Raw genomic sequence first — 21,792 nt, forward strand, 5'->3', positions numbered from 1 at the left:
GTGCGGGAGCGAGGCTACTGCGAAACATTCTTCCGGCGGGGCGTCGAGTGTGGAGCGTCACTAGTCTACTTGTCTGAGGAGTGCGCGAATTTCTGACCCGTTCGGGTGGGTTACGGTGTTTCGACTGCGGTATTCCGGGCGGTCCGGGTGAGGATCGGCCGCATGCGTGCCAGGAAAATGGCCGTCGTGGGCGGAGCGATCGCCGCGGCGGTGTGTGCGGTGGCGTTCGTGGCCGGTCCGGGCGCGAGCGCCGCTCCGTTGCCCGGGGGTCTGGGCCCGTGCGTCGGCGACGCCTGCCCGGGCAAGTACCCGCCGGTCAACAACGGGCCGTTCGCGGGACGGGACAACGGCATCAACGTCTTCGCGGGCGGCGATTTCCTCGTGCGCGAGGGCGCGGCCGAGGCCGAGGGACGCGTCGTCGTGCTCGGCGGGTTCGACATGGCGAAGCGGGCCGGGGCGTCCGCGGTCTACAACGTCGGCATCGCGGGCGTCGGCTCGCGCGTGCCCCCGCCGGACGGCGCCGATTTCCTCACCACCGGCAAGAACGTCACCGTCGCGCCGAACCAGCGGCTGCTCGCGGACGGCGGCGTCGTGCGCTACGGCGGCACCGTCACCGGGACCGTGACCGGCACGCTGAAGCAGGACCCGAACGCGGCGGACCCGTACCGGCAGCTCCGGCCGCAGCTGCAGGAAGCCAGCACCTGCTACGGCAAGTCCGCGGCCACCGGGACGGCGAAGAACGAGGGCTACCGCACGCTGTTCACCGGCGACGGGAAGTCCGCGCTGCAGGTGTTCAACGTCGATTTCGACCTCACCGGCCCCGGCGGCGGCATGCAGGGCCTGGAGTTCGCCAGCATCCCGGCGGGCGCGACCGTCCTGGTGAACCTCGTCGGCGGCAACCGGGTGATCAACACCTACACCGGCGACCTCGCCGACCAGGACCCGATCAACCATCTGCGCGAGAAGCTGCTGTGGAACTTCCCGGACGCGTCGAAGGTGAAGATCGCCGGGCAGGCGCAGTTCCAGGGCAGCGTGCTGGTCGGCAACCCGGCCAGCGACACGACGGTCACCGCGTCCGGGACGAACGGCCGGTTCTTCACCGCGGGCAACCTGCTGCACACGTCCGAGGGCGCGGCGGGCGGGCAGGAGTTCCACGCCTATCCGTTCACCGGGGACCTGCCGGACTGCACGGTCCCGACGACGACGTCCACGGCGCCGACCAGCACGACGTCCACCTCGGCCAGCTCCAGCACCACGACGCCGACCGAGCCGACGAGCTCGACCAGCACCACGACGTCGAGCACGGAGCCGACGAGTTCGACCACGTCGAGTTCTTCCGCGACGTCGACCACGACGACTGGGCCGACGAGCACGACATCGTCCGCCACGACCTCGTCGAGCGCCACCTCGGCCACGAGTTCGACGACGTCCTCGACAAGCTCCACGACACCGAGCGGTCCGTCGGAGACCTCCGGCTCGACCGCGCCGACGTCGTCCTCGGAGACCTCGTCCAGCGCGACGTCCTCGAGTTCGCAGCCGACGTCCTCGGCCAGCACCACGAGCCCGACGACGTCCAGTTCGTCCTCTTCGCAGGCCCCGGCCCCGATCACGACGACGAGCGACAACTCCGGCGGCGTGGCCCCCGGAACCGGCCCGTCTGACCAAGGCCCGCTCGCGTCGACCGGCGCGGACATCCGCGGCTACCTGATCGGCGGCGGCGCGTTGCTGCTCGTCGGCGGTGCGCTGGTGGCGGCAGTGGCGGTGCGCCGCAAGCGCTCCTGACGAAAGCCGTGAAGGGCTCCTTCCGGGAACCAGATTCCCGGAAGGAGCCCCTCACGGACTTGAAGAGGCGATCATCCTGGCATCAATCGGGCATTTCGCTGACGCGAGTGTCCTTTATGGATGGTCGGCAGGCTGAGGCCGCCCGCTGAAGTCTCTGGCGGCGGCGAAGTTCGTGAGGGGAACCCTGAGGGAGTCTGAGTCCGTGAAGGTGGCAGCCCTCGCGGACCTCGCCGCGGCTAGCGGGCGGCGGGCGTGCGTGCGGCGCGGTACTCGGCAGCCCGGGCCTCGTAGGCGCGGAGTTCTTCCTCCCGGTCCGGAACCTCGTGCGGGACACCGTCCGGCTGGTCGGCGAAGAAACCGCGCAGCGCGGCGTTCGCGTCGGCGGCGAGGTGGCCGGTGCGGGCGAACATCGCTGTCTCGTAGCGGGTCAACGCGGCTTCGACGCTCGGCTCCTCGTGCAGCGCGTGCGCCAATTCCGCACCGTCGAGCAGAGCCAGGTTCGCGCCGTGCCCGCCGAACGGGGCCATCGCGTGCGCGGCGTCGCCGAGGACGGTGATGCCGGGGACGCGTTCCCAGGTCAGGGGGGCGGGCAGTGCGGTGAACGCGCGCGCCACGTAGTCGCCGTCGTTGTCGGTCAACAGCGGACGCATTGTCTCGCTCCAGCCGCTGAACTCGCGCAGCAGGAATTCCCGCACCGAGCTGCGGTCGGTCAGGTCGACGCCTTTCCGCGCGGCCCAGTCCTCTTCGGCGCGGAAAGCCACGTAGCCGCGGATCACGCCGTTGCTGTTGCGCTGCACGATCACCGCGCGGCCGTTGCCGTCAGTGGTGAACAACTGTCCGTTGCCGACCAAGGCCGCGATCTCCGGATGCCGGGTTTCGACGTCGTCGAATCGGACGTCCAAAAAGGACACCCCGAGGTACTCCGGCATCGCCTCGGTGAGCCGGCGGCGCACCTTCGACCAGGTGCCGTCCGCGCCGATCACGACCTCGGCGTCCACTGTGGATCCGTTGGCGAAGTGCAAGCGGTGGACGTCGTTTTCGGTCGTCAGGTCGGTGAGTTTGTGTCCCCAGCGGACGGTGCCGGGTGCGAGCCGTTCGTGCAGCATGATGCGCAGCTGGCCGCGGTCGATTTCCGGGGCGGCGGTGTCGTCGTCGGCGGGGGCGAATTCCTTCAGCAGGGTGCCGTGGTGGTCGCGTCTGGTCACGGCTTGGCCTTCGGCGCGGGCCAGTGCGTGGAAGGCGGCCAGCAGCCCGGCGTCTTCCAGGGCGATCTGGCCGCTGTCGGCGTGCAGGTCGAGCGTGCCGCCGGGATCTCGTGCGTCCACGGCGGTGTCGGCGTCGTACACGGTCGCGGCGATGCCGTGGCCGTGCAGGACGTGCGCGGCGAGCAGCCCGCCCGGGCCGCCGCCGACGATGGCGATGCGCGGTGTCTCGTTCATGGTCTTCCCCTCTCCTGCCGGTGCGGTCTGCTCCGAGCATAAGTGGAACCATGCAAAAAGTGCAACAGTGCAACTTAGTGAGTCATTGCACCTTGGCTGGACGCTTCGCCTCCAGTCCGGCGAGCACGATGCCGAGTGCGTAGCCGAAGCTGTCCTCGACCGTGCTCCCGGCTGCCTGCCGTTCCCGCATTCCCTGCGCCATCAAGGGAAACGGGATGCTTTCGATGGTCGCTTCCAGGTCGTCCGGCCAGGTCTGGTCCTCGACGGCGCGGCCGAGAACGAAGTGCACGTACACCCCGGCGCACCGGGTCGCGTCGGCGAGCGGGAACCCGGCGCGGTGCAGCACGTCGACTGCTCGCTCGGCGAATTCGCCCAGCGAGCGGGCGGTCCGGAGGTCTGCGCCGAGTGCCACGCGCGCGCCGTCCCGGTGGCCGAGGAGGGCGGCGTGCAAGGCGGTGCCTGCTTGTTCCAGCCACGACAGCCAGGGGGTGTCGAGAGGCGGGAGGTCGTCCAGGGCCGGGGCGACGAGGGCGTCGGCGAGGTGGTCGAGCAAGGCCCGTTTGCTGCTGAAATGCCAGTACAGCGCGGGTGCTTTGACGCCGAGTTCGGCGGCGAGGCGGCGCACGGTCAGTTTGTCGAGGCCGTCGGCGTCGACCAAGGCGAGCGCGGTCCGGACCGCGGCGGGGATCTCGATCGGCAAGGCGGTTGCCTCCTTAACTAGTTCAAGGCAGTCTAGTCTTTAACAAGTTAAGGAGAGTCATGGACGCAGATGTGGTGGTCGTCGGAGCGGGGCCGGTCGGGTTGTTCCTCGCGGCCGAACTCCGGCTCGGCGGCATCCGGCCCGTGGTGGTGGAGCGGCTCGAGCAGCCCGCGGCGGAACGGAAGGCGCGCGGTATCGGCGTGCTCGCGACGGAGGCGCTGACCCGCCGCGGTCTCGGGCCGCAGCTGGCCGCCGCGCACGAGGAGGGAATGCGCGACTTCGCTCGCGATCACGGCAGTTCGCTCGGGCACTTCGCGAACATCCACAAGATCCTCCCGGACGAAGACCGTCCGCGCACGCACATCTGGCAGCCGGAGCTGGAACGCCTGCTGGCCGACCACGCGGTCGGCGTCCCGGTGCACCGGGCGCATCGGGTGAGCGCGATCGAGTCTGAGGTGGACGGAGTGACGGCGATTGTCGACACCCCGCAAGGAGAACAGCGGTTCAGTGCGGCTTACCTGGTGGGGTGTGACGGCGGCCGGGGGAAGGTGCGGAGCCTCGCCGGGTTCGGTTTCCCTGGCACGCCGCCCTTGCTGCGGACGATCGCGGGCCAGGTCCGTTTCGAAGGGCCGGTGCCGCCCGCCGGACGCTACCCCGGCGGGACGTTCCTGCATGGCGGCAGCATGGCCGGCGTCACCGAATCAGCCCGCGACGGCGAGCCCGGGGGCCCGGTCACTCCGGCGGAGCTGGCGGCGGCGATCCGGCGGGTGACCGGCGAGGACGTTGTCGTGGCGCAGGTGCGCGATTCCCGTCGGTTCGCCGACCAAGCACGCCAGGCCGACGACTACCGGCGCGGACGCGTCCTGCTCGCGGGCGACGCGGCCCACGTGCACTCGCCGAGCGGCGGGCAAGGGCTCAACCTCGGCCTCCTGGACGCGGCGAACCTCGGCTGGAAGCTTGCCGCGGTCGTGCGCGGGGAGATGCCGGAAACGTTGCTGGACAGCTACTTCCGCGAACGCGGTCCGGCCGGTGCGGCGGTGCTGCGCAATACGCGGGCGCAATCGGCGTTGCTCGCGCCGGGGCCGCACGTCGACGCGCTGCGCGAGATTGTCGGGGAGCTGATGGACCTTCCGCAGGCGAACCGGTACTTCTCGGATCTGCTGTCCGGGGTGCGGGAACGGTACGAATTCCCCTACCCCGCCGAGGAACCGGTCGGGCTGCACAGTCCAGAGAAGTCCCTTGTGGACGATGACGGCAGGATCACCCGGTTGTCAGACCATACTCGCACTGGACGCGGCGTGCTCGTGCTCGATCCGGAGAGCCGTGATCTCGCGGCGTTGGCACCAAAACGGGTCGAAGTGGTGCCAGTGACCAATACCGAATCGTTCCTGCTGCGCCCGGACGGAGTCATCGCGTGGACCGGCGGGGAAGCCGAGCTGAAGGGCGCGCTCGACACCTGGTTCGGCTAGGCGCTCGCGCGGCTCCGCCACAGCAGCCAGCCGAAGTACGGCGCCCCGATCAGCGCGGTCACCAGGCCTGCCGCGATCTGGGTCGGTGCGAGGACGGTGCGTCCCAGCGTGTCCGCGACGCACACCAGCACCGCTCCCAGCGCGGCAGCCACCGGCAGCGAGCGCGAGTGGCGGGAACCCGCCAAAGCGCGCGCGGCGTGCGGGGCCACGAGCCCGACGAATCCCAGCGCCCCCACCGCACACGCAGCAGCAGCGGTGAGCACCGCGGCGAGCGCGGCGAAGGCGAGCCGAGAGCGGTCCAGCGAAACGCCGAGCACCCTCGGCACGTCCTCGTCCAGCGAGACCAGGTCGAGCGTACGCGCGCTGGACAGGGCGATCGGCAGGGCGATGACCAGGCACAACAGCACCGGCAGGACCTGGTTGAACTCCCGGCCGTAGGTCGATCCGGCGAGCCAGGTGAGCGCGAGATGCGCGTTCCACGGCGAGGTCACCACCACGACCAGCGTCGTGATCGCCTGTGCGCCCGCGCTGACGCCGATGCCGACCAGCACCAGCCGGTCCGAGGACAGTCCGCGGCCGCTCGAACCGCGGCCGGTGGCAAGCCAGTGCACGAGGGCGAACGTCGCGAACGCGGCGACGGTCGCCGCGCCCATCATCGGCCAGATTCCGATGCCAGGAACCAACAGCACGACGCTGATCGCGCCGACGCTCGCACCGGGCGTCACGCCGAGCAGGCTCGGTTCGGCGAGCGGATTGCGGCAGATCGCCTGCACCAGCGCGCCCGCGACGGCCAGCGCCGCCCCGCCGAGCAGCGCGGCGAGCATTCGCGGCCAGCGGAGGTCGAGCGCGAACGAAACCTCGGTGCCGGAGACCCCGCGCAGCCAGTTCAGGACGTCGCCGAGCAGCACGATCCGGTCGCCCAGCAGGAGCGCGGCGATCACCGCGGCGACGAGCGCGACCGCCAGCACGACGCCGGTCCCGGCCACCCAGCGGCGGGACCGGACGGTGCCGTGCGTGCCGCGCGCGGACGGCGTACCGGACGGCTGCCGTCGCGCCAGCCAGACCAGCACGGTCGCGCCGGCGAGGGTCGTCACGACGCCGGTCGGCACCGAAACCGCTTTGTCCGCCGGGACGAGAGCGCGCAGCAGGACGTCGGCGGCCACGACGACCAGCGCCCCGGTCAGCCCGGAGAGCGGCAGCAGCAACGGATGTTTGCCGAGCCCGGGGACGCGGCTGGCCAGCAGTCGCGCGATCACCGGTGCGCACAGGCCGACGAACCCGATCGGCCCGGCGACGGTCACCGCGACCGCCGAAAGCAGCACCGCCACGACGACTGCGAAAGTGCGGGTACGGCGGACGTCGATGCCCAGCACGCGCGCGTGGTCGTCGCCGAGACCGAGGACGTCGAGGCGGTGCGCGAGCAGGAGGGTAGCCGCGATGCCGACCGCGATCACCGGTGCGGCAAGGGAAACCTGCCGAAGTCCGGATTGGACAGTCGTGCCGCTGCCCCAGCCGTACAGGCCCGCGGTCCGTTCCTGGAACAACATCAGCAGCACCGACGTGAGCGCGGTCAGCGCCAGCGCGATCGCGGACCCGGCGAGCACCAGCCGAGCCGCCCCGCCGCTGCTGCTGCGAGCGACGAGCAACACCAGTCCGGCCGCCGCGAGACCGCCGATGAACGCGACGATCCCGTTGACGTAAAAGGGAAGCGAGATCCCGAACGCCGCGACGCCGACCACCGAGACGTACGCACCGGCGTTGACCGCGAGCGTGTCCGGCGAGGTGAGCGGGTTCCGTGCCACCGACTGCAGCACGCAGCCCGCGAACCCGAGCGCCAGCCCCACGAGCAGCGCCGCTGCCAGCCGGGGGAGCCGGCTGGCCACGAGCACCGCCACCGCCTGGCCGCGTGCGTCGTCGTCCGTGCGGGGGAAAACGGCGCGCAGGAGTTCGCCGAGCCCGACGTGCGACGTGCCTTGCAGCAGGTGCACGGCGGACAGGACGAGCAGCGCGACGAGCCCGGTCAGGAAGACGACGGACGCCGTGAGCCGCGGCTTGCGCGCGGAGAGCGGCCGGGCGGGCGCGGGGGCTGGTGCGGTCATCGGATCAGCGCGTCAGAGCGCCGGTGAGCGCGTCCACGTACGCGATCGCGGACTTCGGGCCGCCGAACATCCAGATGCCGTCCGGGATCCGGTGCAGCTTCGCGGCCTTGACGAACGGCAGCTGCTTCCACACCGCGTTGCCCGCGAGGTCCTGGGTGAAGACGTCGGATTCGGCGTCGTTGGCGGCGTAGACGAAGGAGGTGGCCGGGTCGGTGATCTTGGTCAGGCCTTCGACGTCGGTGGGGGAGAGGCCGTAGACCTTGTCGCCCTCGCCGGTCCACTGGTTGGCGGCGCCGAGCTGCTCGGCGATGCTGCCGAGGAACGAGCCCTTCGTGTACATCCGGACGGTGACCGTGCCGGAGGTCGAGTAGCCGTCGGCCATGACGAACTTGGCCCCGGACTTGCCCGCGCCGGCCAGCTTCTTCTTGCCCTCGGCGACCTTGGCGTCGAATTCGGCGAGCAGTTTGCGGCCCTGCTCCTGCGTTCCGGTCGCCTCGGACAGCGTGGTCACGGTCTTGCGCAGGTAGCCGATCGGATCGGCCGAATCGGAGCCGCGCAGCGTCAGCACCTTCGTCTGCTTCGAGAGCTGCGCGATCACGTTCTCCGGCAGGTCGGTGGTGGTGACGACGAGATCCGGGTGCAGCGCGGCGATCGCGTCGAGGCTCGGCTCGCCGCGGGTGCCGACGTCCGGAGTGGACGCGGCGAGCGGCATGACCTTGTCGTAAGTGTTGTAGCCCTTGACATCCGCCGCGCCGATCGGCTTCACGCCCAGCGCCAGCAGGTTCTCGGTGAGGCCCCATTCCAGCGATACGATCTTCGCGGCCGGCGCGGGGAGGTCGACCTTGCCGCGCTCGTCGGTCAGGCGGACCGGGCCGGCCGGTTTCGCGGCGGCGGCCTGGTCCCCGGCGGCGGGGGCTTCGGTGGTGCCGCACGCGGCGAGCGCGAAGGCCGCGAGCATTGCCGCCGCGGTCGTCAGGACCGTCCTGCGGGCAGGACGAGAGAACACACTGGACACGGGGTTTTCCTTCGAACTAGAGGGATGGGTCAGGCTGAGCGGACCGGCCGCGGCCGGGAGGTGTGCCGTCCGACCGGGCGCGTGCGGACGTGCCCCTCGTCGTCGACGTGGACGTCGATGCGCAGGCCGTAGACGTCGCTGAGCAAATCGGCGGTCAGCACGTCGGCCGGGCGGCCGGCGGCGCGGACGGCGCCGCGGCACAGCAGCACCACCTCGTCGGCGACAGCGGCGGCCTGGTCGAGGTCGTGCAGCACGACGCCGACCGCGACGTCGTGCTCGTCGGCGAGATCGCGGACGAGGTCCAGCGTTTCGATCTGGTAGCGCAGGTCGAGGAACGTGGTCGGCTCGTCGAGCAGGACGACGCCGGTGTCCTGGGCGAAGCAGGTGGCGAGCCAGACGCGCTGCAGTTCGCCGCCGGACAGTTCGTCCACCGGGCGCTCGGCCATGCCGTCGACGCCGGTGTGCCGCATGGCCCGCTCGACCAATTCCGGTCCCTCGGGATCGCCGGAGCCGAAGCGGCCGCGGTAGGGATGGCGGCCGTAGGACACGACGTCGCGCACGCGCACGCCGCCGGGCGTGGGGCGCGACTGGGTCAGCAGCGTGACGTGGCGGGCGAACTCCTTGGGGGACAAGGCGAGCGCGTCCTGCCCGGCCAGCGTGACGTCGCCCGCGGCCAGCGGATGCAGCCGGGCGAGCGAGCGCAGCAGCGTCGACTTGCCGGACCCGTTGGGGCCGACCAGTGCGGTGACCGCGCCCGCGCGCAGGACGATCTCCGCGTCCTGGACCACCGGCTTCGCGCCGTAGCCGAGAGCGAGCCCGGTGCCGGCGAGCGCCGGTGCTTCCGGCCAGGAGTGACTCATGAAGGTTAGCCTAACCTGATCGAGTGATATTCCGAAACCGGACACCGCGGCGGTGTCGGACGTCACGGGCGTTTTGTACCGGGCGGGCCCGCCAGGATGTGAAACGCCTTTGCCGCGTGCCGTTGCCGCTCTAGCTTCTGATCGGGTCAGAGGTTTTCGGATTTCCGGGTGACGAGGGGAGCCGGTGCGTGGCCACGGGCGAACTCGCGACGACGACGCTGCCGGTCGGGGCAGGCTGGCTCGGGTCCCGCATCGGCGAGCGCACGGCGCGGGGCGTGGCCGGGACGGTGTCCGGCCTGATCCGCGACGGGGAGGTGCCGCCGGGCACGCGGCTGCCCACCGTGCGGGCGCTGGCCGCGGAGCTTTCGGTCAGCCCCACGACGATCGCCGAGGCGTGGTCGCAGCTGCGCGCGGCCGGGTTGATCGGCACGGGACGGCGGCGCGGCACGATAGTGCTGGAACCGCCGTCGAGCCCGCCGCCGGAACGCGCGTTTTCCGGCTGGCAGACGGTCGACCTGGAACACGGCCTCCCGGATCCTGGACTGCTGCCGCCGCTGGAGGACGCCGTCGCCGCGGGCGTCCACACGGAACGGTTCGGCGGGCCGGTCAAGAACTCGATCACCCCGCAATTGCGCGCCGCGGTGAAGCCGACGTGGCCGTTCGCCGCCGAATCGTGGACCGTCGCGGCAGGCGGGCAGGACGGGATGCTGCTGGCCTGCCAGGCGGTCGCGCGGCCGGGCGACGTGATCGCGCTGGAAGCGCCGACGGCGCCGTGGCTGCGTGAATTGCTGCGCCGGTCGCGAATCCACGTGGTGCCGGTGCGGTGCGACGAAAACGGGCCGTTGCCGTCCTCGCTGGCGGCGGCGTTGGAACATCGGCCGGTCGCCTTCGTCTACCAGCCGCGTGCCCAGTCGCCGCTCGGGCATTCGGTTCCGGCGGACCGGCTCGCGGAACTCGCCGCGGTACTGTCCGAAGAGGACGTCGCGGTGATCGAGGACGACGACTTCGGGCCGTTGGCTTCGGCTCCCGCGTTGAGCCTCGGCACCCGCTTGCCCGGCCGGGTGTTGCTGGTGCGGTCGTATTGCACTGCTTTCGGGCTGGAACTGCGCAGCTGCGTGATCGGCGGTTCGGCGGTGCTGGTGGAGCGGGTGCGGCAGCAGCGCGGACCGGGGTCGGTGTGGTCGAGCCGGATTCTTCAGGACGCGCAGGCGTTTCTGCTGACCGATCCCGGCAGCGCCGAATTGCTGAACCGGGCGCGGCACCGGTACGCCCATCGGCGGGCGGCTTTGACAGAAGCGTTGCGGGAGCACGGGATCTCGGTGCGCGCTCGGGACGGGTTGACGTTGTGGGTGCCGGTTCCGGAGGAGTCGCGGACGTTGATGACACTGGCGGCCAACGGGGTTTCCGCCGGGTCGGGCACGCGTGCGGGCAATCCGGGGACGCCGCACATCCGCGTGGCGACCGGGCAACTGCCGGATGATCCGGCTTTGGTGGCGGATCTGGCCCGGATGATCGCCCGGGCCGCCCGGCGGCCTTGATGTCTGTTTTGGACAATGCGGCCTGGGCTTCGCTGACCGGCCCGCACGCCGGGTTCGCCGAGCGGGCCGGACAGGCCGTGCGCTACCCCGCCGATGTTTCGGTCTTCTCGGCCGTGCCCGACGAGCCGGCTGCCGGCGTGTGGGACGACGTCGCCGCACTCGCCGGTCCGGGGGCGGTGGTGCCGGCCTTTGCGCAGGCCGGGCCGCCGCCTCCGGATTGGGAGCTGCTGGAGGAGATGGCCGGGGTCCAGCTGGTGGACGCCGGGGTCGACGCCGTGTCCGACCCGGAGGCGGTCCGGCTGACGGTGGCTGATGTGCCGGAGATGCTGGACCTGGTCGCCCGGACGAAGCCTGGCCCGTTTTTGCCGCGGACGGTGCTGCTCGGGACGTATCTCGGCATTCGGCACCAGGGCGCGCTGATCGCGATGGCGGGGGAGCGGTTGCACCCGCCGGGGTGGACGGAGATCAGCGCGGTGTGCACGGACCCGGCTTACCGCGACCGGGGTCTTGCGGGGCGATTGGTGCGTGCGGTGGCCGCGGGGATCCGCGATCGGGGCGAGACGCCGTTCATGCACGCGGTGGCGACGAATGCGAACGCTATCCGGCGGTACGAGGGGATGGGGTTCCGGTTGCGGAGGCGGACGGTGTCCGGCCGGGTGCGCATTCCGGAGGACTGGCGGGCCGTTGAGTCAGCTGATTCGGCGGTGCTTGCCTTGTTAGGGCGGATGACGATCGGAGACCTGCCGGAAACCGCTGCGCGGTTCGCCGCCGGACGCTGCGGCGATCGGCACCCAGCCGCCCCGGGCCCGGTGCTCGCAGCACGACACCAGCTGCGTCGGTTCCGGGCAATCGACGCCGAGGGCGAGCCGTTGTCCGGGCATCTGCCCGCTCGGGCAGGTCCCCGGCGGACCGGGGACCTGCCGGGCGGTCAGGAATCGCTCAACGGAAGGCCCGGCGGGTTGACCTCCGCCTTCTTCACCGCTTCATTCTCCAACCCGTACGCGGCAAGCCATTTCGCATACTGCCCGTGCTGAATCAGATAATCGATCGCCGCGGCGACCGGCTTCACCAGACCGTTGTCCTTCTTGGTCGTAGCCGCGATCAGCCCCTGCAACTTGGCCCCAGCTCCGGAGTACGTGCCCGCGCTGCGGGTCGGGTTCGGGGTTTTCGCTGTCTGTGCAACGTGGTACGCGATGCTCGGGTTCGGTGAGAAGTACGCGTCGATCCGGCCGGACGCCAGCGCCAGGTAGGTGCTGTTCTTGTCGGCGAAATTGCGCACGTCGAGTTTCTTGCCCTCGGCGGTCAGCTTCCGCTGCCATTCGCGGAGGATTTTCTCCTGGTTGGTCCCGCTGTCGACGGCGACCGTTTTGCCCGCCAGCACCTGGTAATCCCCGGCGAAGTTCCACGTGCTCGCGCGGCTCGTCTCGAAGCCGAGGTTGTCCTCGCGGTAGGCGGCGAAGTCGAAGCCCTGCTGCTTGCGCTGCTCGGTCACCGTGATGTTCGAGAATCCGGCGTCGAACTGGCCGCTTTGCAGGCGGACGAACAGGTTCTGCCAGGAAGCGTTCTGCACGTCCGGTTCGAGGCCGAGCACCGCGGCGACGAGACGGCCGAGGTCGGGTTCGGCTCCGGTGAGGGTGCGCTGGTCGGTGCCGACGTAGGCGAGCGGCGGGAATCCCGACGGCAGCGCGCCGACGCCGATCGTCAGTTTGCCTCGGTCGAGGAACTTCTTCGGCAGTTGCGCGCGGATCTCGGCGACGACCGGCACGGTCAGCGAAACCGGGTGCGCGTGCGCGGTGTTCGCGGCGACGGAAATGGTCTGCGAGCCGTTCACAGCGGTCGACGCCTGGGTGTTGCCGCCGCATGCGCCGGCGAGGAGTGCGACCGCGGCGAGCAGGGGCAGGATTGTGCGGGTTTTCATGCGTTCTCCGGGGTTTCGAGGCGGGTGACCTTGCCGAGGAAGGCTCGGGTGCGGTCGTGGCGGGGGCGGTCGAGGACGGCGGACGGCGGTCCTTCTTCGATGACGCGGCCTTCGTCGAGGAACACGACATGGTCGGCGATCTCGCGGGCGAAGCCGATCTCGTGCGTCACCACGATCATCGTCGTGCCGGAGCGTGCCAGTTCCCGGATCACCGCCAGCACTTCGCCGACCAGCTCCGGGTCGAGCGCGGAGGTCGGCTCGTCGAGCAGGATCAGCCGCGGTTCGAGTGCGAGCGCACGGGCGATGGCGACCCGCTGCTGCTGACCTCCGGACAGTTGCCGCGGGTACGCGCGAGCCTTGTCTTCGAGACCGACGCGGGCGAGCAATTCCTTCGCCCGCGTTTCCGCCTCGGCACGCGCTAGCCGTTGCGTGACGACCGGGGCTTCCACGACGTTGTCGAGGATCGTGAGATGCGGGAAGAGGTTGAAATTCTGGAATACGAAACCGATCCGGGACCGCTGCCGCAGGATGGCGCGCTCGCTCAGTTCCTTGAAACGGTCGCCGTGCACGCGCACGCCGACGAGTTCGCCGTCGATGCTGACGTAGCCGCTGTCAAGGCGTTCCAGATGGTTGACGGTGCGTAACAAAGTCGATTTGCCGGAACCGGACGGCCCCAGCACCACGGTCACCTGCCCGCTAGGCGCGGTGAGGTCGATGCCGTCGAGGACGCGGATTCCGTCGTAGGACTTGACTGCGCTGCGAACGCGGACTTCAGCGCTCATCGGGCGACCCCCAGCGTGCGCAGCCGGGCGCGGAACCGCTGGAACGGCGTCGGCGGAACGGTGCGCAATGCGCCGCGGGAGAAGAAGCGTTCGACGTAGTACTGGATCACCGACAGGACGCTGGTGAGGATGATGTACCAGACCGTGCCGACGAGCAGCAGCGGAATGATCTGCCCGCTGTTGGTGCTGGCCTGGGTTTCGACCACGCCGAACAGTTCCAGCAGCGAGGTGATGTAGACGACCGAAGTGCCCTTGAGCAGGCCGATCAGCTGGTTCGCGTAGGCGGGCACGATCGCGCGGGTGGCCTGCGGCAGGATGATCCGCCGGTATTGCCGGGAGCGCGGAAGCCCCAGCGCGGCCGCCGCTTCGAGCTGTCCTTGGTCCACCGACAGCACCCCGGCGCGCACGATTTCCGCGGCGTACGCGGCTTCGTTCAGGCTCAGGCCGAGCACCGCGACGACGAAGAAGCTCAGCACGTCGGTGGCGCTGAAGCTGAGAAACGACGGGCCGAACGGAATGCCGAGGCTGAGCGTGCTGTACAGCGCGGTCACGTTGGCCAGGAACAGCAACAGGACGATCAGCGGAATCGAGCGGAAGATCCACACGTACGCCCAGGAAACCGCTTGGAGCAGCGGGTTTTTCGACAGTCGCAGCAGCGCGAGCACGATGCCGCCGACGAGTCCGAACACCGCGGCGAGACCGGTGAGTTCGAGGGTGAGCAGCAGCCCGTCGAGGATCACCGGCCGGAAGAACCAATAGGCGAAAACATCCCATTGGAAGACCGGATTGGTGATCAGCGCGTGTGCTAATTGGGCCAGCAGCACTAGGACGACCGCAGCAGCCGCCCAGCGGCCGGGACGGCGCAACGGCGCGACTTTCTTCGCGGCCAGCTCGCGCAACCGTGCTTCGCCGGGCGGCTCGGGACCTGCGGACGGCACCGGCACGGCACGCAGCGTCGGAGGAGAACTCACAGTGGCTCCTGGGGATCGCGGAGAGGGCGATCGCCACTGTGACCCGCTGGGTTCCCGGCTGTCGAGTGTCCTCTTGGGACTCCCACATGGTGAGCGCGGTGGTGCGGAAGAAGGTTTTGTACCGGCTTTGTTACTGACTGTCCTCTATGGACTAACGAAGCAGGTGCCGGTCCAGGAACGGGTTCCGGAACTTCCCGGCCGGGTCCAGTCCGGCCGCCAGCTCCCGGAACTGCCGCACCCCTCGGTGATCGAGATCCAACGCCGCGCCGTGGAACAGCTTTCCCCAATGGGCGCGAACGCCGAAGGGAGCCAGCTTCTCCTCGATCAGCGGCAGCACCGCTTCCACCTCCGGCTGACGCTGTTGCCAGGTGAAATGCACCGCCACCCGGTCGCCGTCGTACGCCGGGCTCAGCCAATGCCCATCACCGGCGACGGTGCGAATTTCCGATACCACCAGCAGCGGCGCGATCCGGTCGCCGAGGCCGCGCAACGCCTCGAACGCCGCGGCCGCGTGCGCACGCGGCACGAAGTACTCGCTCTGCAATTCCGCACCGACGCTCGGTGCGAATTCCAGCCGGAAATGCGGCAGCCGGTCGTACCACGGTCCGGGTACTCCGCCTTGCACGGTGGTGTTTTCCGCCGAAATGCCCGCTGCGTGGGCGGGGTGGCGCGGGCCGTCGGCGGGGAGCGCGCCGAACAGCGAGCCGGGGATCTCCGCCGGGACGCGGTTCTTGAGCAGGACCTGATCGACGACGTCGCGCGCCCAGTTCGTGAACAGGCTGACGCTGTAGCCCGCGGCTTGGATTTCGTCGAAGTGCTCCAGGGCGGCGGACCACGGGAGAGCGTCGAAAACGTCTTGGCGGACCGAGAATGCCGGCTCCAAGTCGAGAGTGAGCCGGGTGAGGACGCCGAGCGCGCCGACGTTCACCACTGCTCCGCGGAACTCGGCGTCGGTGCGCGAGAAGGTGCGGAGCGAGCCGTCGGCGGTGAGGAGTTCGACTGCGGACACTGCCGAGGCGAGGCCGGGCAGGCGTTGTCCGGAGCCGTGGGTGCCGGTCGCGACGCTGCCGGCGACGGTGATGTGGGGGAGCGACGCCAGGTTGGCCAGCGCGTACCCGGCCTCGTGCACTTGCGCGACCACGTCGCCGTAGCGGGTCGCGCCGCCGATGGTGAGCGTCGCGACGTTGATCTCGGGCGCGATGTCGACGGCGGAAAGGTCGAGTTGGAGGCCGTCCGGGCTGTCGGCGACTGTGGTGAAGCTGTGCCGGCTGCCGAGGGCCTTGATCCGGGTCGCGCCGGCGACGAGCTCTTGCGCTTCGGCCAGGGTGCGCGGGGCGACGACCTCGCGTGCGCGGTAAGTGAGATTGCCAGCCCAGTTTTCGATCACGAGCGCCGAGCCTAACCGGCCCGGGCGCGGCAGACTGGGGACAGGCCGACCGAGGAGACCCCGTATGCATTCCGCTGGACTCGTCCTGCACCCGCGCCGCGATTCGAAAGCCGCGGTCGACGCGGTGCTGGGCTGGGCGGCCGGACGCGGGATCGAGATCCTCGGCATCGCGGACGAGATCGCCAGGGTGGACTGTTCGGCGACCGCCATCCAGCCCGCTGAACTGGGCAAACGCTCGGATCTGGTGGTCAGTCTCGGCGGCGACGGCACCATGCTGCGCGCGATGCGGCTCGCCGACGGGCAGCACGCGCCGGTGCTCGGCGTCAACCTCGGGAAGCTCGGCTTCCTCGCCGAGGTCGACGTGCCGGACCTGCCGCTCGCGCTGTCCGCGATCGACCGCGAGGAGTTCACCGTCGAGCCGCGGCTGGCGGTGGACGCGCGGTTCGGCGGACGGATCGAGACCGCGTTCAACGACGTCGCGGTGGTGCGTGTGCCCGGCGACGGGAGTGCGGTGGTAGCGGTGCTGGTGAACGGCGAGCAGTTCGTGAGTTACGCCGCCGACGCGGTCGTGGTCGCGACGCCGACCGGCTCCACCGCGTACAGCTTCTCCGCCGGCGGGCCGATCACGAGCCCGGCGGTGGAAGCGCTGCTGGTCACGCCCGCCGCGCCGCATTCGGCGTACAGCCGCGGAGTCGTGCTGTCGGTGCACGACACCGTGACGCTGGAGGTGCTGCCGTCGAGCGGGCGGCTCGCGGTGGAGGTCGACGGCCAGGTGGCGGGGTACGTCGGGCCCGGCGAAACGATCGACCTGCACGCCCGGCCGAACGCGGCCCGCGTGGTCCGGCTCGGCATGACGACGTTCTACCAGCGCGCCCGGCGCAAGCTGCGGCTCACCGATTCGGCGGAAATTCCGCTGTCCTGAACAGGCCCGGCGTTCTCCTGGTAATCGCGCGCTGACCTGCGGTGATCTCGTTCGTGCTGTGCTCGCTGTCACTTGTCGGTGACATTGCCGTGTCCTATTCGTAATGTCGTGGCGGCTTGGCGACCCGAACGAGGAGATGGTGGTGCGAGGTGTCCGGTAGACATCGGGACGGATCGAAGTCGTGGCGGTTGCCGACCGCGGCGGGCGCGCTGGCCGTCGGCGCGCTGGCGGTGCCGGTGTGGCTGGCTGCGAGCTCGGTCGAGCCGGAGCAGTTCCCGGCCGCTGCGGCGGAGATGCACGCGTTCAGTGCGCCGCGGCCGTCGAGCAGCGTTCCGTCCGCCGCCTCGACCCCGCCCGCGACGTCTTCCAGCGCTGCCCCGACGACGACGTCCTCGTCTTCGCCGACGAGCAAGAAGACTGCGAGCGCTTCGGCGACCCCGGCGGCGAAAGCGTGTTCGTCCACTTTGGCCGGCACGCAGCCCGCGGTGGCCCAGGCGGGCAATTTCCTCAAGGAGAAGTTTTCGGTGGATTCGGTCGGCGGCCGGGCCGGACGGTCCGGCGCGAGCGACCATCCGGCCGGTCTCGCGCTCGACTTCATGGTCGATCCGAAGACCGGAAACGCTTTGGCCGCTTATGTTCTCGAGCATCAGGACGAACTCGGCGCGAAGTACGTGATCTGGCAGCAGCGCTACAACGACGGCAGCGGCTGGTCGGCGATGGAGGACCGCGGCGGCGAAACCGCGAACCATTACGACCACGTCCACGTTTCGTTCGAGCGCGGCGCGAAGGTTTCGGTCACCTGCTGACACCCGACTTTCGGAGGTGGGCCGGATTCGTCCCGAAGAGCACACTGTGCGCTGCCGAGTGGTCACCGTCCGCACGGGGTGACCTTTTCTTCGCTGCGTGAGGAGCTCCGATGGCGGGCAAGTTCTCGATCCGGCTCACTCTCAGCGTCGTCGGAGTGCTGGTCGCACTCGGCGGCACCACGACCGTCGCGGCCGCCGCCGCGCCGGACGATCCGGTTTCGTGGCGCGTACCCGCTACGCCCGCCGAGGCTGCTTCCTTGGCGCGCGCCGGGTTCGACGTCGCGGGAACCAGCCCAGGCGTGGCTTACGTGATCGGGAACCAGGCGGTCGCCGGGCAATTGCGGAACCGCGGCTATGCGCCGGAATTTTTCGACACCGTCTACAAAGGAGTGCCGCAGCGCGCCGCGGCCGACACGTTCTACGGCGGCTACCGCACGGTTCCGGCGCAGGAAGCGCATCTCGCGAAAGTCGCGGCGGCGCATCCGGATCTGGCGACGGAGTACGCGATCGGCGAGTCGTGGCTCAAGACCCAGGGCAGGGGCGGCCACGACATCAACGCGATCTGCCTGACCAAGAAACAGGACGGCGACTGCACGCTGTCCACGAAATCGCCGAAGCCGAAATTCGTGCTGATGGCGCAGATCCACGCCAGGGAGATCTCGACCGGCGAAGTGGCCTGGCGCTGGATCGACTACCTCGCCGACGGGTACGGCAGCGATGCCACCGCGACGTCCATTTTGGACAGCACCGAGGTGTGGGTGGTGCCGATCGCGAACCCGGACGGCGTCGACATCGTCGCCTCCGGCGGCAATTCGCCGAAACTGCAGCGCAAGAACGCGGACACCGGCAACGGCACCTGCGGCGGCACGAACAACGGCATCGACCTGAACCGCAACTCGACCTTCCGCTGGGGTGCGGACTCGAACTCGCCGTGCGCGGAGACCTACCAGGGACCCGAGGCCGGGTCGGAACCCGAAGTCCAGGCGCTGGAAAAGCTCTTCCGCTCGATCTACCCCGAACAACGCGGCAGCGGCGACAACGACCCGGCTCCCGACACCGCGCGGGGCACGATGATCACGTTGCACAGCTACGGAAACGACATCATCGTCCCGTGGGGCTTCACCTCCGACCCCGCGCCGAACGACGCCGCGTTGCGCAAGCTCGGCGCGAAGTTCAGCGAGTCGAACGGGTATCTGGTGGGGACCAACACCGAAACCGTGGGCTATTCGACCAGCGGCACGACGGACGACTTCACTTACGGCGCGCTCGGGGTCGCGAGCTTCACGTTCGAGATGGGCGGGCAGAGCGGCAGTTGCGGCGGGTTCCTGCCGCGGTACTCGTGCGTGGACAGCACGTTCTGGCCGAAGAACAAGGGTGCGCTGATCACGGCGGCGCAGTCGGCGGCCGCTCCGTACCAGCAGTGAGGCACGGTTGAGCACGGTGCACCCAGGCGCAGCACGCCTGGGTGCACCGTAGCGTGTCCGGAGTGGACTACCTGCGGTGGCGCGACGACATGCGCCAAGCGATCGACGGCTATCTGCCCCGTATTCAGGCCGTCTTCGCCCGTTTCCGCCAGCTTGAGCCGGACACGGTGACAGACGAGGGCGATCCGGCTGCGCTGCGGAAAGCCGAGGAAGCCGATCCGCCGTTGCCGCGGTCGCTGCTTGAGCTGTACGCGTCCATCCGGGAAGCCAGCTTCGAGCACCTCTGCAACGCTTACTTCATTCACTCCCTTGCCTGGATCTTGGACAGCCTGCACCGCTCCGACATTCCCGCATGGGCGCCCGAAGCCACCGATGAGCGGTTGGCCGTCTTCGCCTCGGACGGCGGCGGACGCCTGTTCGCGGTCGGGTACACCAGCGGAACCGTCTTCCGGCTTCCTGTCGGCGCCGTGGCGAACCAGGTCTACGCCGGCTCGATCGACTCGATCGGGCCGGGCGAGATCGCGAAGGACCTCGCGGATTTCCTGGACCGGCTGCTGCGCCTCGCGCGAGCCTTCAGCGACGAGGACTACGACGAGCGCCTCGTCCTGTGATGGCCCGTCACCTCCAGTTAACTCGTTGGGCGACCTATCTCACCCCGCCGCTCAGGTAAATGCCACCATCCCGGGGCTGCCATATGTACGTACATCCCGTACAGTAGTTCTGTAGCAGAACTAATCGAGCGGGAGGCGGCAGTGACGATCGGGCTGGAGCGGGCTCGGCCGGCGGTCGTGCGGGATCATCCGAAGGCTGGGTGGTTCGCGGTCGGCGCGGTGTGTTTCGGGGCGTTCATGGGGCAGCTCGACGCCAGCATCGTCACGCTCACCTTTCCCGCACTGCAGCACGAGTACGGCGCTCCGCTGGCGGCCGTCCAGTGGGTGTCGCTGGCGTACCTGCTCGCGCTGGTGGGGTTGCTGGCCGCGGTCGGGCGAGTAGCCGACGCGGTCGGGCGGAAGCTCACCTATGTGCAGGGGTTCGGCGTCTTCACCGTCGCGTCGGTGGCGTGCGGGCTCGCACCGACGCTCGGCTGGCTGGTCGCGTTCCGGGTCGTCCAGGCGATCGGGGCGGCGATGTTGCAGGCCAACAGCGTCGCGCTGGTGGTGCGCAGCGTGCGCGAGGACCGGGCGCGCGCCGCGCTCGGGGTGCAGGCGGCGGCGCAGGCGCTGGGGCTCGCGCTCGGGCCCGCGGTGGGCGGTCTGCTGGTCGACACCGTCGGCTGGCGGTGGGTGTTCCTCGTCAACGCGCCGGTCGGGCTGGCCGGGCTGATCGCCGGGCGCTACCTGCTGCCGCGCACTCGCGAGCGCACGCCGCTGGGCCGCTTCGACGGGGCAGGTGTCGGATTGCTGGCGACCGCGTCGACGGCGTTGCTGCTGGTGATTTCCGGGGTGTCCGGGCTGGAGATGCCGGGTTGGCTGCTCATCGCGCTGGCCGCGGCGACGGTCTGTGCGGCGATCGGGTTCGTGCTGCGGGAAAAGGCGGCGAGCAGCCCGATCCTGCAGTTGTCGGTGCTGCGGCCGCCGGTGGTTTCGCTGGGGCTGGCCGGGGCGCTGTGCGGATACCTCGTGCTGTTCGGGCCGCTGACGTTGCTGCCGCAGGTCCTCGGCACGGCGGGCGGAACCGGTGCGGTGCTGACGTGTCTGCCCGCCGGGTTCGCGGTGGCGGCGGTGCTGGCCGACCGGGTGCTGCCCGCTCGGCTCGGGTCCCGCGGGCGCACCGTGCTGGGCGCGCTCGTCGCGGCGGCCGGATGCGCGGCGCTGGGACCGGCGTCCGCTCCTTGGGAGGTGGGCGTGTCGCTGGTGGTGGCCGGGCTCGGTCTGGGAGTGTTCATTCCGGCCAACAACTCGGCTGTCATGAGCGCGATCCCGGCGCGGATGTCGGCCACCGGAGGAGGACTGGTGAACATGGCGCGCGGACTGGGGACGGCGCTCGGCGTGGCGCTGGTGACACTGTGCCTGCACACCGGCGGCGAACCGGCCGCGCTCGCGGTGCTGGCCGGGGCGGGCGTCCTGGCCGCGGCGACCGGGCTGGCGGCACGCCCGGAGCGGGCCCGGTGACCGCGCCCGAACCCGCCCTCGCCGACGTCGTCGCCCGGCTCCGGCGCGCCATGCGACGGGCCGCGCGCACCGCCGATCCGGACAACACGCTGTCGGTCGCGCAGCTGGAATTGCTGTCTTGCCTGTTCGAAAACCCCGGTGCGCGGCCGAGCCGGATCGCGCAATTGCTGAAGCTCGCGCCGAATTCGGTGACGACGATGGTGACCGGGCTGCGTTCGCGCGACCTCGTCACCCGCACCAGCGGCGGGGACGACCGGCGGACGGTCGCGCTCGAACTCACCGACACCGGGCGCGCCGCGGTGGAGCGGTGGCAGGGGCACAACGCCGCGATTCTGGCCGCGGCGCTGGACGGGGTGCATCCGGCGTGGCGGCATCTGATCGCGGCGGCGGTGCCCGCGTTGAACGAGCTGGTGGGGGCGATCGACGCGTTGGCGGAGTCGGGGCAGCCGCACTGAGCCGGCGGGGTTTCCGCTCGGCGGGTCGCTCCGCTTCGGGGCGGTCGGGCGATGGTGCGGCGGCGGCCGGGCATCGTGCGGGCGCGGCTCGGCAAGCGGCGGCACGCCGGACGC

Annotated in this window: 18 protein-coding genes and 1 pseudogene; 10 read left to right on the top strand and 9 right to left on the bottom strand. The window is 70.3% G+C overall.

Going from position 1 to position 21,792, the window contains the following annotated elements:
- Positions 1 to 162 precede the first annotated feature (162 nt).
- Positions 163 to 1,782: a choice-of-anchor A family protein gene (locus L3Q65_RS06120; protein ID WP_237598999.1), complete on the top strand. Its 1,620-nt coding sequence runs from the start codon at positions 163 to 165 to the stop codon at positions 1,780 to 1,782.
- A gap of 236 nt (positions 1,783 to 2,018) precedes the next feature.
- Here the strand turns inward: L3Q65_RS06120 and L3Q65_RS06125 are convergent, their stop codons facing one another.
- Both L3Q65_RS06125 and L3Q65_RS06130 read right to left on the bottom strand, forming a co-directional pair.
- Positions 2,019 to 3,221, bottom strand: coding sequence for an NAD(P)/FAD-dependent oxidoreductase (locus L3Q65_RS06125; RefSeq protein WP_237599000.1), 1,203 nt, complete (start codon positions 3,219 to 3,221; stop codon positions 2,019 to 2,021).
- An 82-nt stretch (positions 3,222 to 3,303) separates the two neighbouring features.
- Positions 3,304 to 3,921: a TetR/AcrR family transcriptional regulator C-terminal domain-containing protein gene (locus L3Q65_RS06130; RefSeq protein WP_237599001.1), complete on the bottom strand. Its 618-nt coding sequence runs from the start codon at positions 3,919 to 3,921 to the stop codon at positions 3,304 to 3,306.
- 59 nt (positions 3,922 to 3,980) lie between these two features.
- Here L3Q65_RS06130 and L3Q65_RS06135 point away from each other — a divergent pair, with 59 nt between their 5' ends.
- Positions 3,981 to 5,390 (top strand): FAD-dependent monooxygenase, encoded by a 1,410-nt coding sequence (locus L3Q65_RS06135; RefSeq protein ID WP_182891941.1) that lies wholly within the window; start codon positions 3,981 to 3,983, stop codon positions 5,388 to 5,390.
- Here the strand turns inward: L3Q65_RS06135 and L3Q65_RS06140 are convergent.
- Genes L3Q65_RS06140 through L3Q65_RS06150 form a run of 3 tightly spaced genes read right to left on the bottom strand, consistent with a single transcriptional unit; the run spans position 5,387 to position 9,364 of the window.
- Positions 5,387 to 7,489: an iron ABC transporter permease gene (locus tag L3Q65_RS06140; protein WP_237599002.1), complete on the bottom strand. Its 2,103-nt coding sequence runs from the start codon at positions 7,487 to 7,489 to the stop codon at positions 5,387 to 5,389. The two genes, L3Q65_RS06135 and L3Q65_RS06140, sit on opposite strands and share 4 nt — an antisense overlap.
- A gap of 4 nt (positions 7,490 to 7,493) precedes the next feature.
- Positions 7,494 to 8,504 carry an iron-siderophore ABC transporter substrate-binding protein gene (locus L3Q65_RS06145; RefSeq protein WP_237599003.1) on the bottom strand — a complete coding sequence of 337 codons (1,011 nt, stop codon included), beginning with the start codon at positions 8,502 to 8,504 and terminating at the stop codon, positions 7,494 to 7,496.
- Positions 8,505 to 8,533: 29 nt separating this feature from the next.
- A complete protein-coding gene (locus L3Q65_RS06150) occupies positions 8,534 to 9,364 on the bottom strand; it encodes an ABC transporter ATP-binding protein (protein WP_237599004.1) in 831 nt (276 codons plus the stop codon).
- A 188-nt stretch (positions 9,365 to 9,552) separates the two neighbouring features.
- Here L3Q65_RS06150 and L3Q65_RS06155 point away from each other — a divergent pair, with 188 nt between their 5' ends.
- Both L3Q65_RS06155 and L3Q65_RS06160 read left to right on the top strand, forming a co-directional pair.
- Positions 9,553 to 10,902 carry an aminotransferase class I/II-fold pyridoxal phosphate-dependent enzyme gene (locus tag L3Q65_RS06155; protein WP_237599005.1) on the top strand — a complete coding sequence of 450 codons (1,350 nt, stop codon included), beginning with the start codon at positions 9,553 to 9,555 and terminating at the stop codon, positions 10,900 to 10,902.
- Positions 10,902 to 11,570: pseudogene (locus L3Q65_RS06160) on the top strand (GNAT family N-acetyltransferase); the annotation flags it as partial. The gene L3Q65_RS06155 and the pseudogene L3Q65_RS06160, both read left to right, overlap by 1 nt.
- Positions 11,571 to 11,830: 260 nt before the next feature.
- On the opposite strand, the gene L3Q65_RS06165 reads toward L3Q65_RS06160, so the two are convergent.
- The 4 genes from L3Q65_RS06165 to L3Q65_RS06180 all read right to left on the bottom strand — a co-directional run bounded on the left by L3Q65_RS06165 (position 11,831) and on the right by L3Q65_RS06180 (position 15,960).
- Positions 11,831 to 12,820 carry a transporter substrate-binding domain-containing protein gene (locus L3Q65_RS06165; RefSeq protein WP_237599006.1) on the bottom strand — a complete coding sequence of 330 codons (990 nt, stop codon included), beginning with the start codon at positions 12,818 to 12,820 and terminating at the stop codon, positions 11,831 to 11,833.
- Entirely contained in the window at positions 12,817 to 13,602 is a 786-nt protein-coding gene (locus L3Q65_RS06170) for an amino acid ABC transporter ATP-binding protein (protein WP_237599008.1), read from the bottom strand. The genes L3Q65_RS06165 and L3Q65_RS06170 overlap by 4 nt, the downstream gene beginning before the upstream one ends.
- Complete coding sequence (locus tag L3Q65_RS06175; RefSeq protein ID WP_182891933.1) at positions 13,599 to 14,573, bottom strand: amino acid ABC transporter permease; 975 nt, start codon at positions 14,571 to 14,573, stop codon at positions 13,599 to 13,601. The genes L3Q65_RS06170 and L3Q65_RS06175 overlap by 4 nt, the downstream gene beginning before the upstream one ends.
- A gap of 151 nt (positions 14,574 to 14,724) precedes the next feature.
- The gene (locus L3Q65_RS06180) at positions 14,725 to 15,960 is read right to left on the bottom strand and encodes an FAD-binding protein (RefSeq protein ID WP_237599009.1); all 1,236 of its coding nucleotides are present in this window, start codon (positions 15,958 to 15,960) and stop codon (positions 14,725 to 14,727) included.
- A gap of 64 nt (positions 15,961 to 16,024) precedes the next feature.
- On the opposite strand from L3Q65_RS06180, the gene L3Q65_RS06185 reads away from it, so the two are divergent.
- The 6 genes from L3Q65_RS06185 to L3Q65_RS06210 all read left to right on the top strand — a co-directional run bounded on the left by L3Q65_RS06185 (position 16,025) and on the right by L3Q65_RS06210 (position 21,678).
- Positions 16,025 to 16,882, top strand: coding sequence for an NAD(+)/NADH kinase (locus L3Q65_RS06185; protein ID WP_237599010.1), 858 nt, complete (start codon positions 16,025 to 16,027; stop codon positions 16,880 to 16,882).
- A 149-nt stretch (positions 16,883 to 17,031) separates the two neighbouring features.
- Positions 17,032 to 17,688 carry a hypothetical protein gene (locus L3Q65_RS06190; RefSeq protein WP_237599011.1) on the top strand — a complete coding sequence of 219 codons (657 nt, stop codon included), beginning with the start codon at positions 17,032 to 17,034 and terminating at the stop codon, positions 17,686 to 17,688.
- A 110-nt stretch (positions 17,689 to 17,798) separates the two neighbouring features.
- Positions 17,799 to 19,112, top strand: coding sequence for a M14 family zinc carboxypeptidase (locus tag L3Q65_RS06195; RefSeq protein ID WP_237599012.1), 1,314 nt, complete (start codon positions 17,799 to 17,801; stop codon positions 19,110 to 19,112).
- A gap of 62 nt (positions 19,113 to 19,174) precedes the next feature.
- Positions 19,175 to 19,723 carry an SMI1/KNR4 family protein gene (locus L3Q65_RS06200; RefSeq protein WP_237599013.1) on the top strand — a complete coding sequence of 183 codons (549 nt, stop codon included), beginning with the start codon at positions 19,175 to 19,177 and terminating at the stop codon, positions 19,721 to 19,723.
- 141 nt (positions 19,724 to 19,864) lie between these two features.
- Positions 19,865 to 21,223, top strand: coding sequence for an MFS transporter (locus L3Q65_RS06205; protein WP_182891927.1), 1,359 nt, complete (start codon positions 19,865 to 19,867; stop codon positions 21,221 to 21,223).
- Positions 21,220 to 21,678, top strand: coding sequence for a MarR family winged helix-turn-helix transcriptional regulator (locus L3Q65_RS06210; protein WP_182891926.1), 459 nt, complete (start codon positions 21,220 to 21,222; stop codon positions 21,676 to 21,678). The genes L3Q65_RS06205 and L3Q65_RS06210 overlap by 4 nt, the downstream gene beginning before the upstream one ends.
- Positions 21,679 to 21,792 lie beyond the last annotated feature (114 nt).

Origin of the sequence: Amycolatopsis sp. FU40 (assembly GCF_021903635.1) — a bacterium.
GTDB lineage: Bacteria > Actinomycetota > Actinomycetes > Mycobacteriales > Pseudonocardiaceae > Amycolatopsis > Amycolatopsis dendrobii.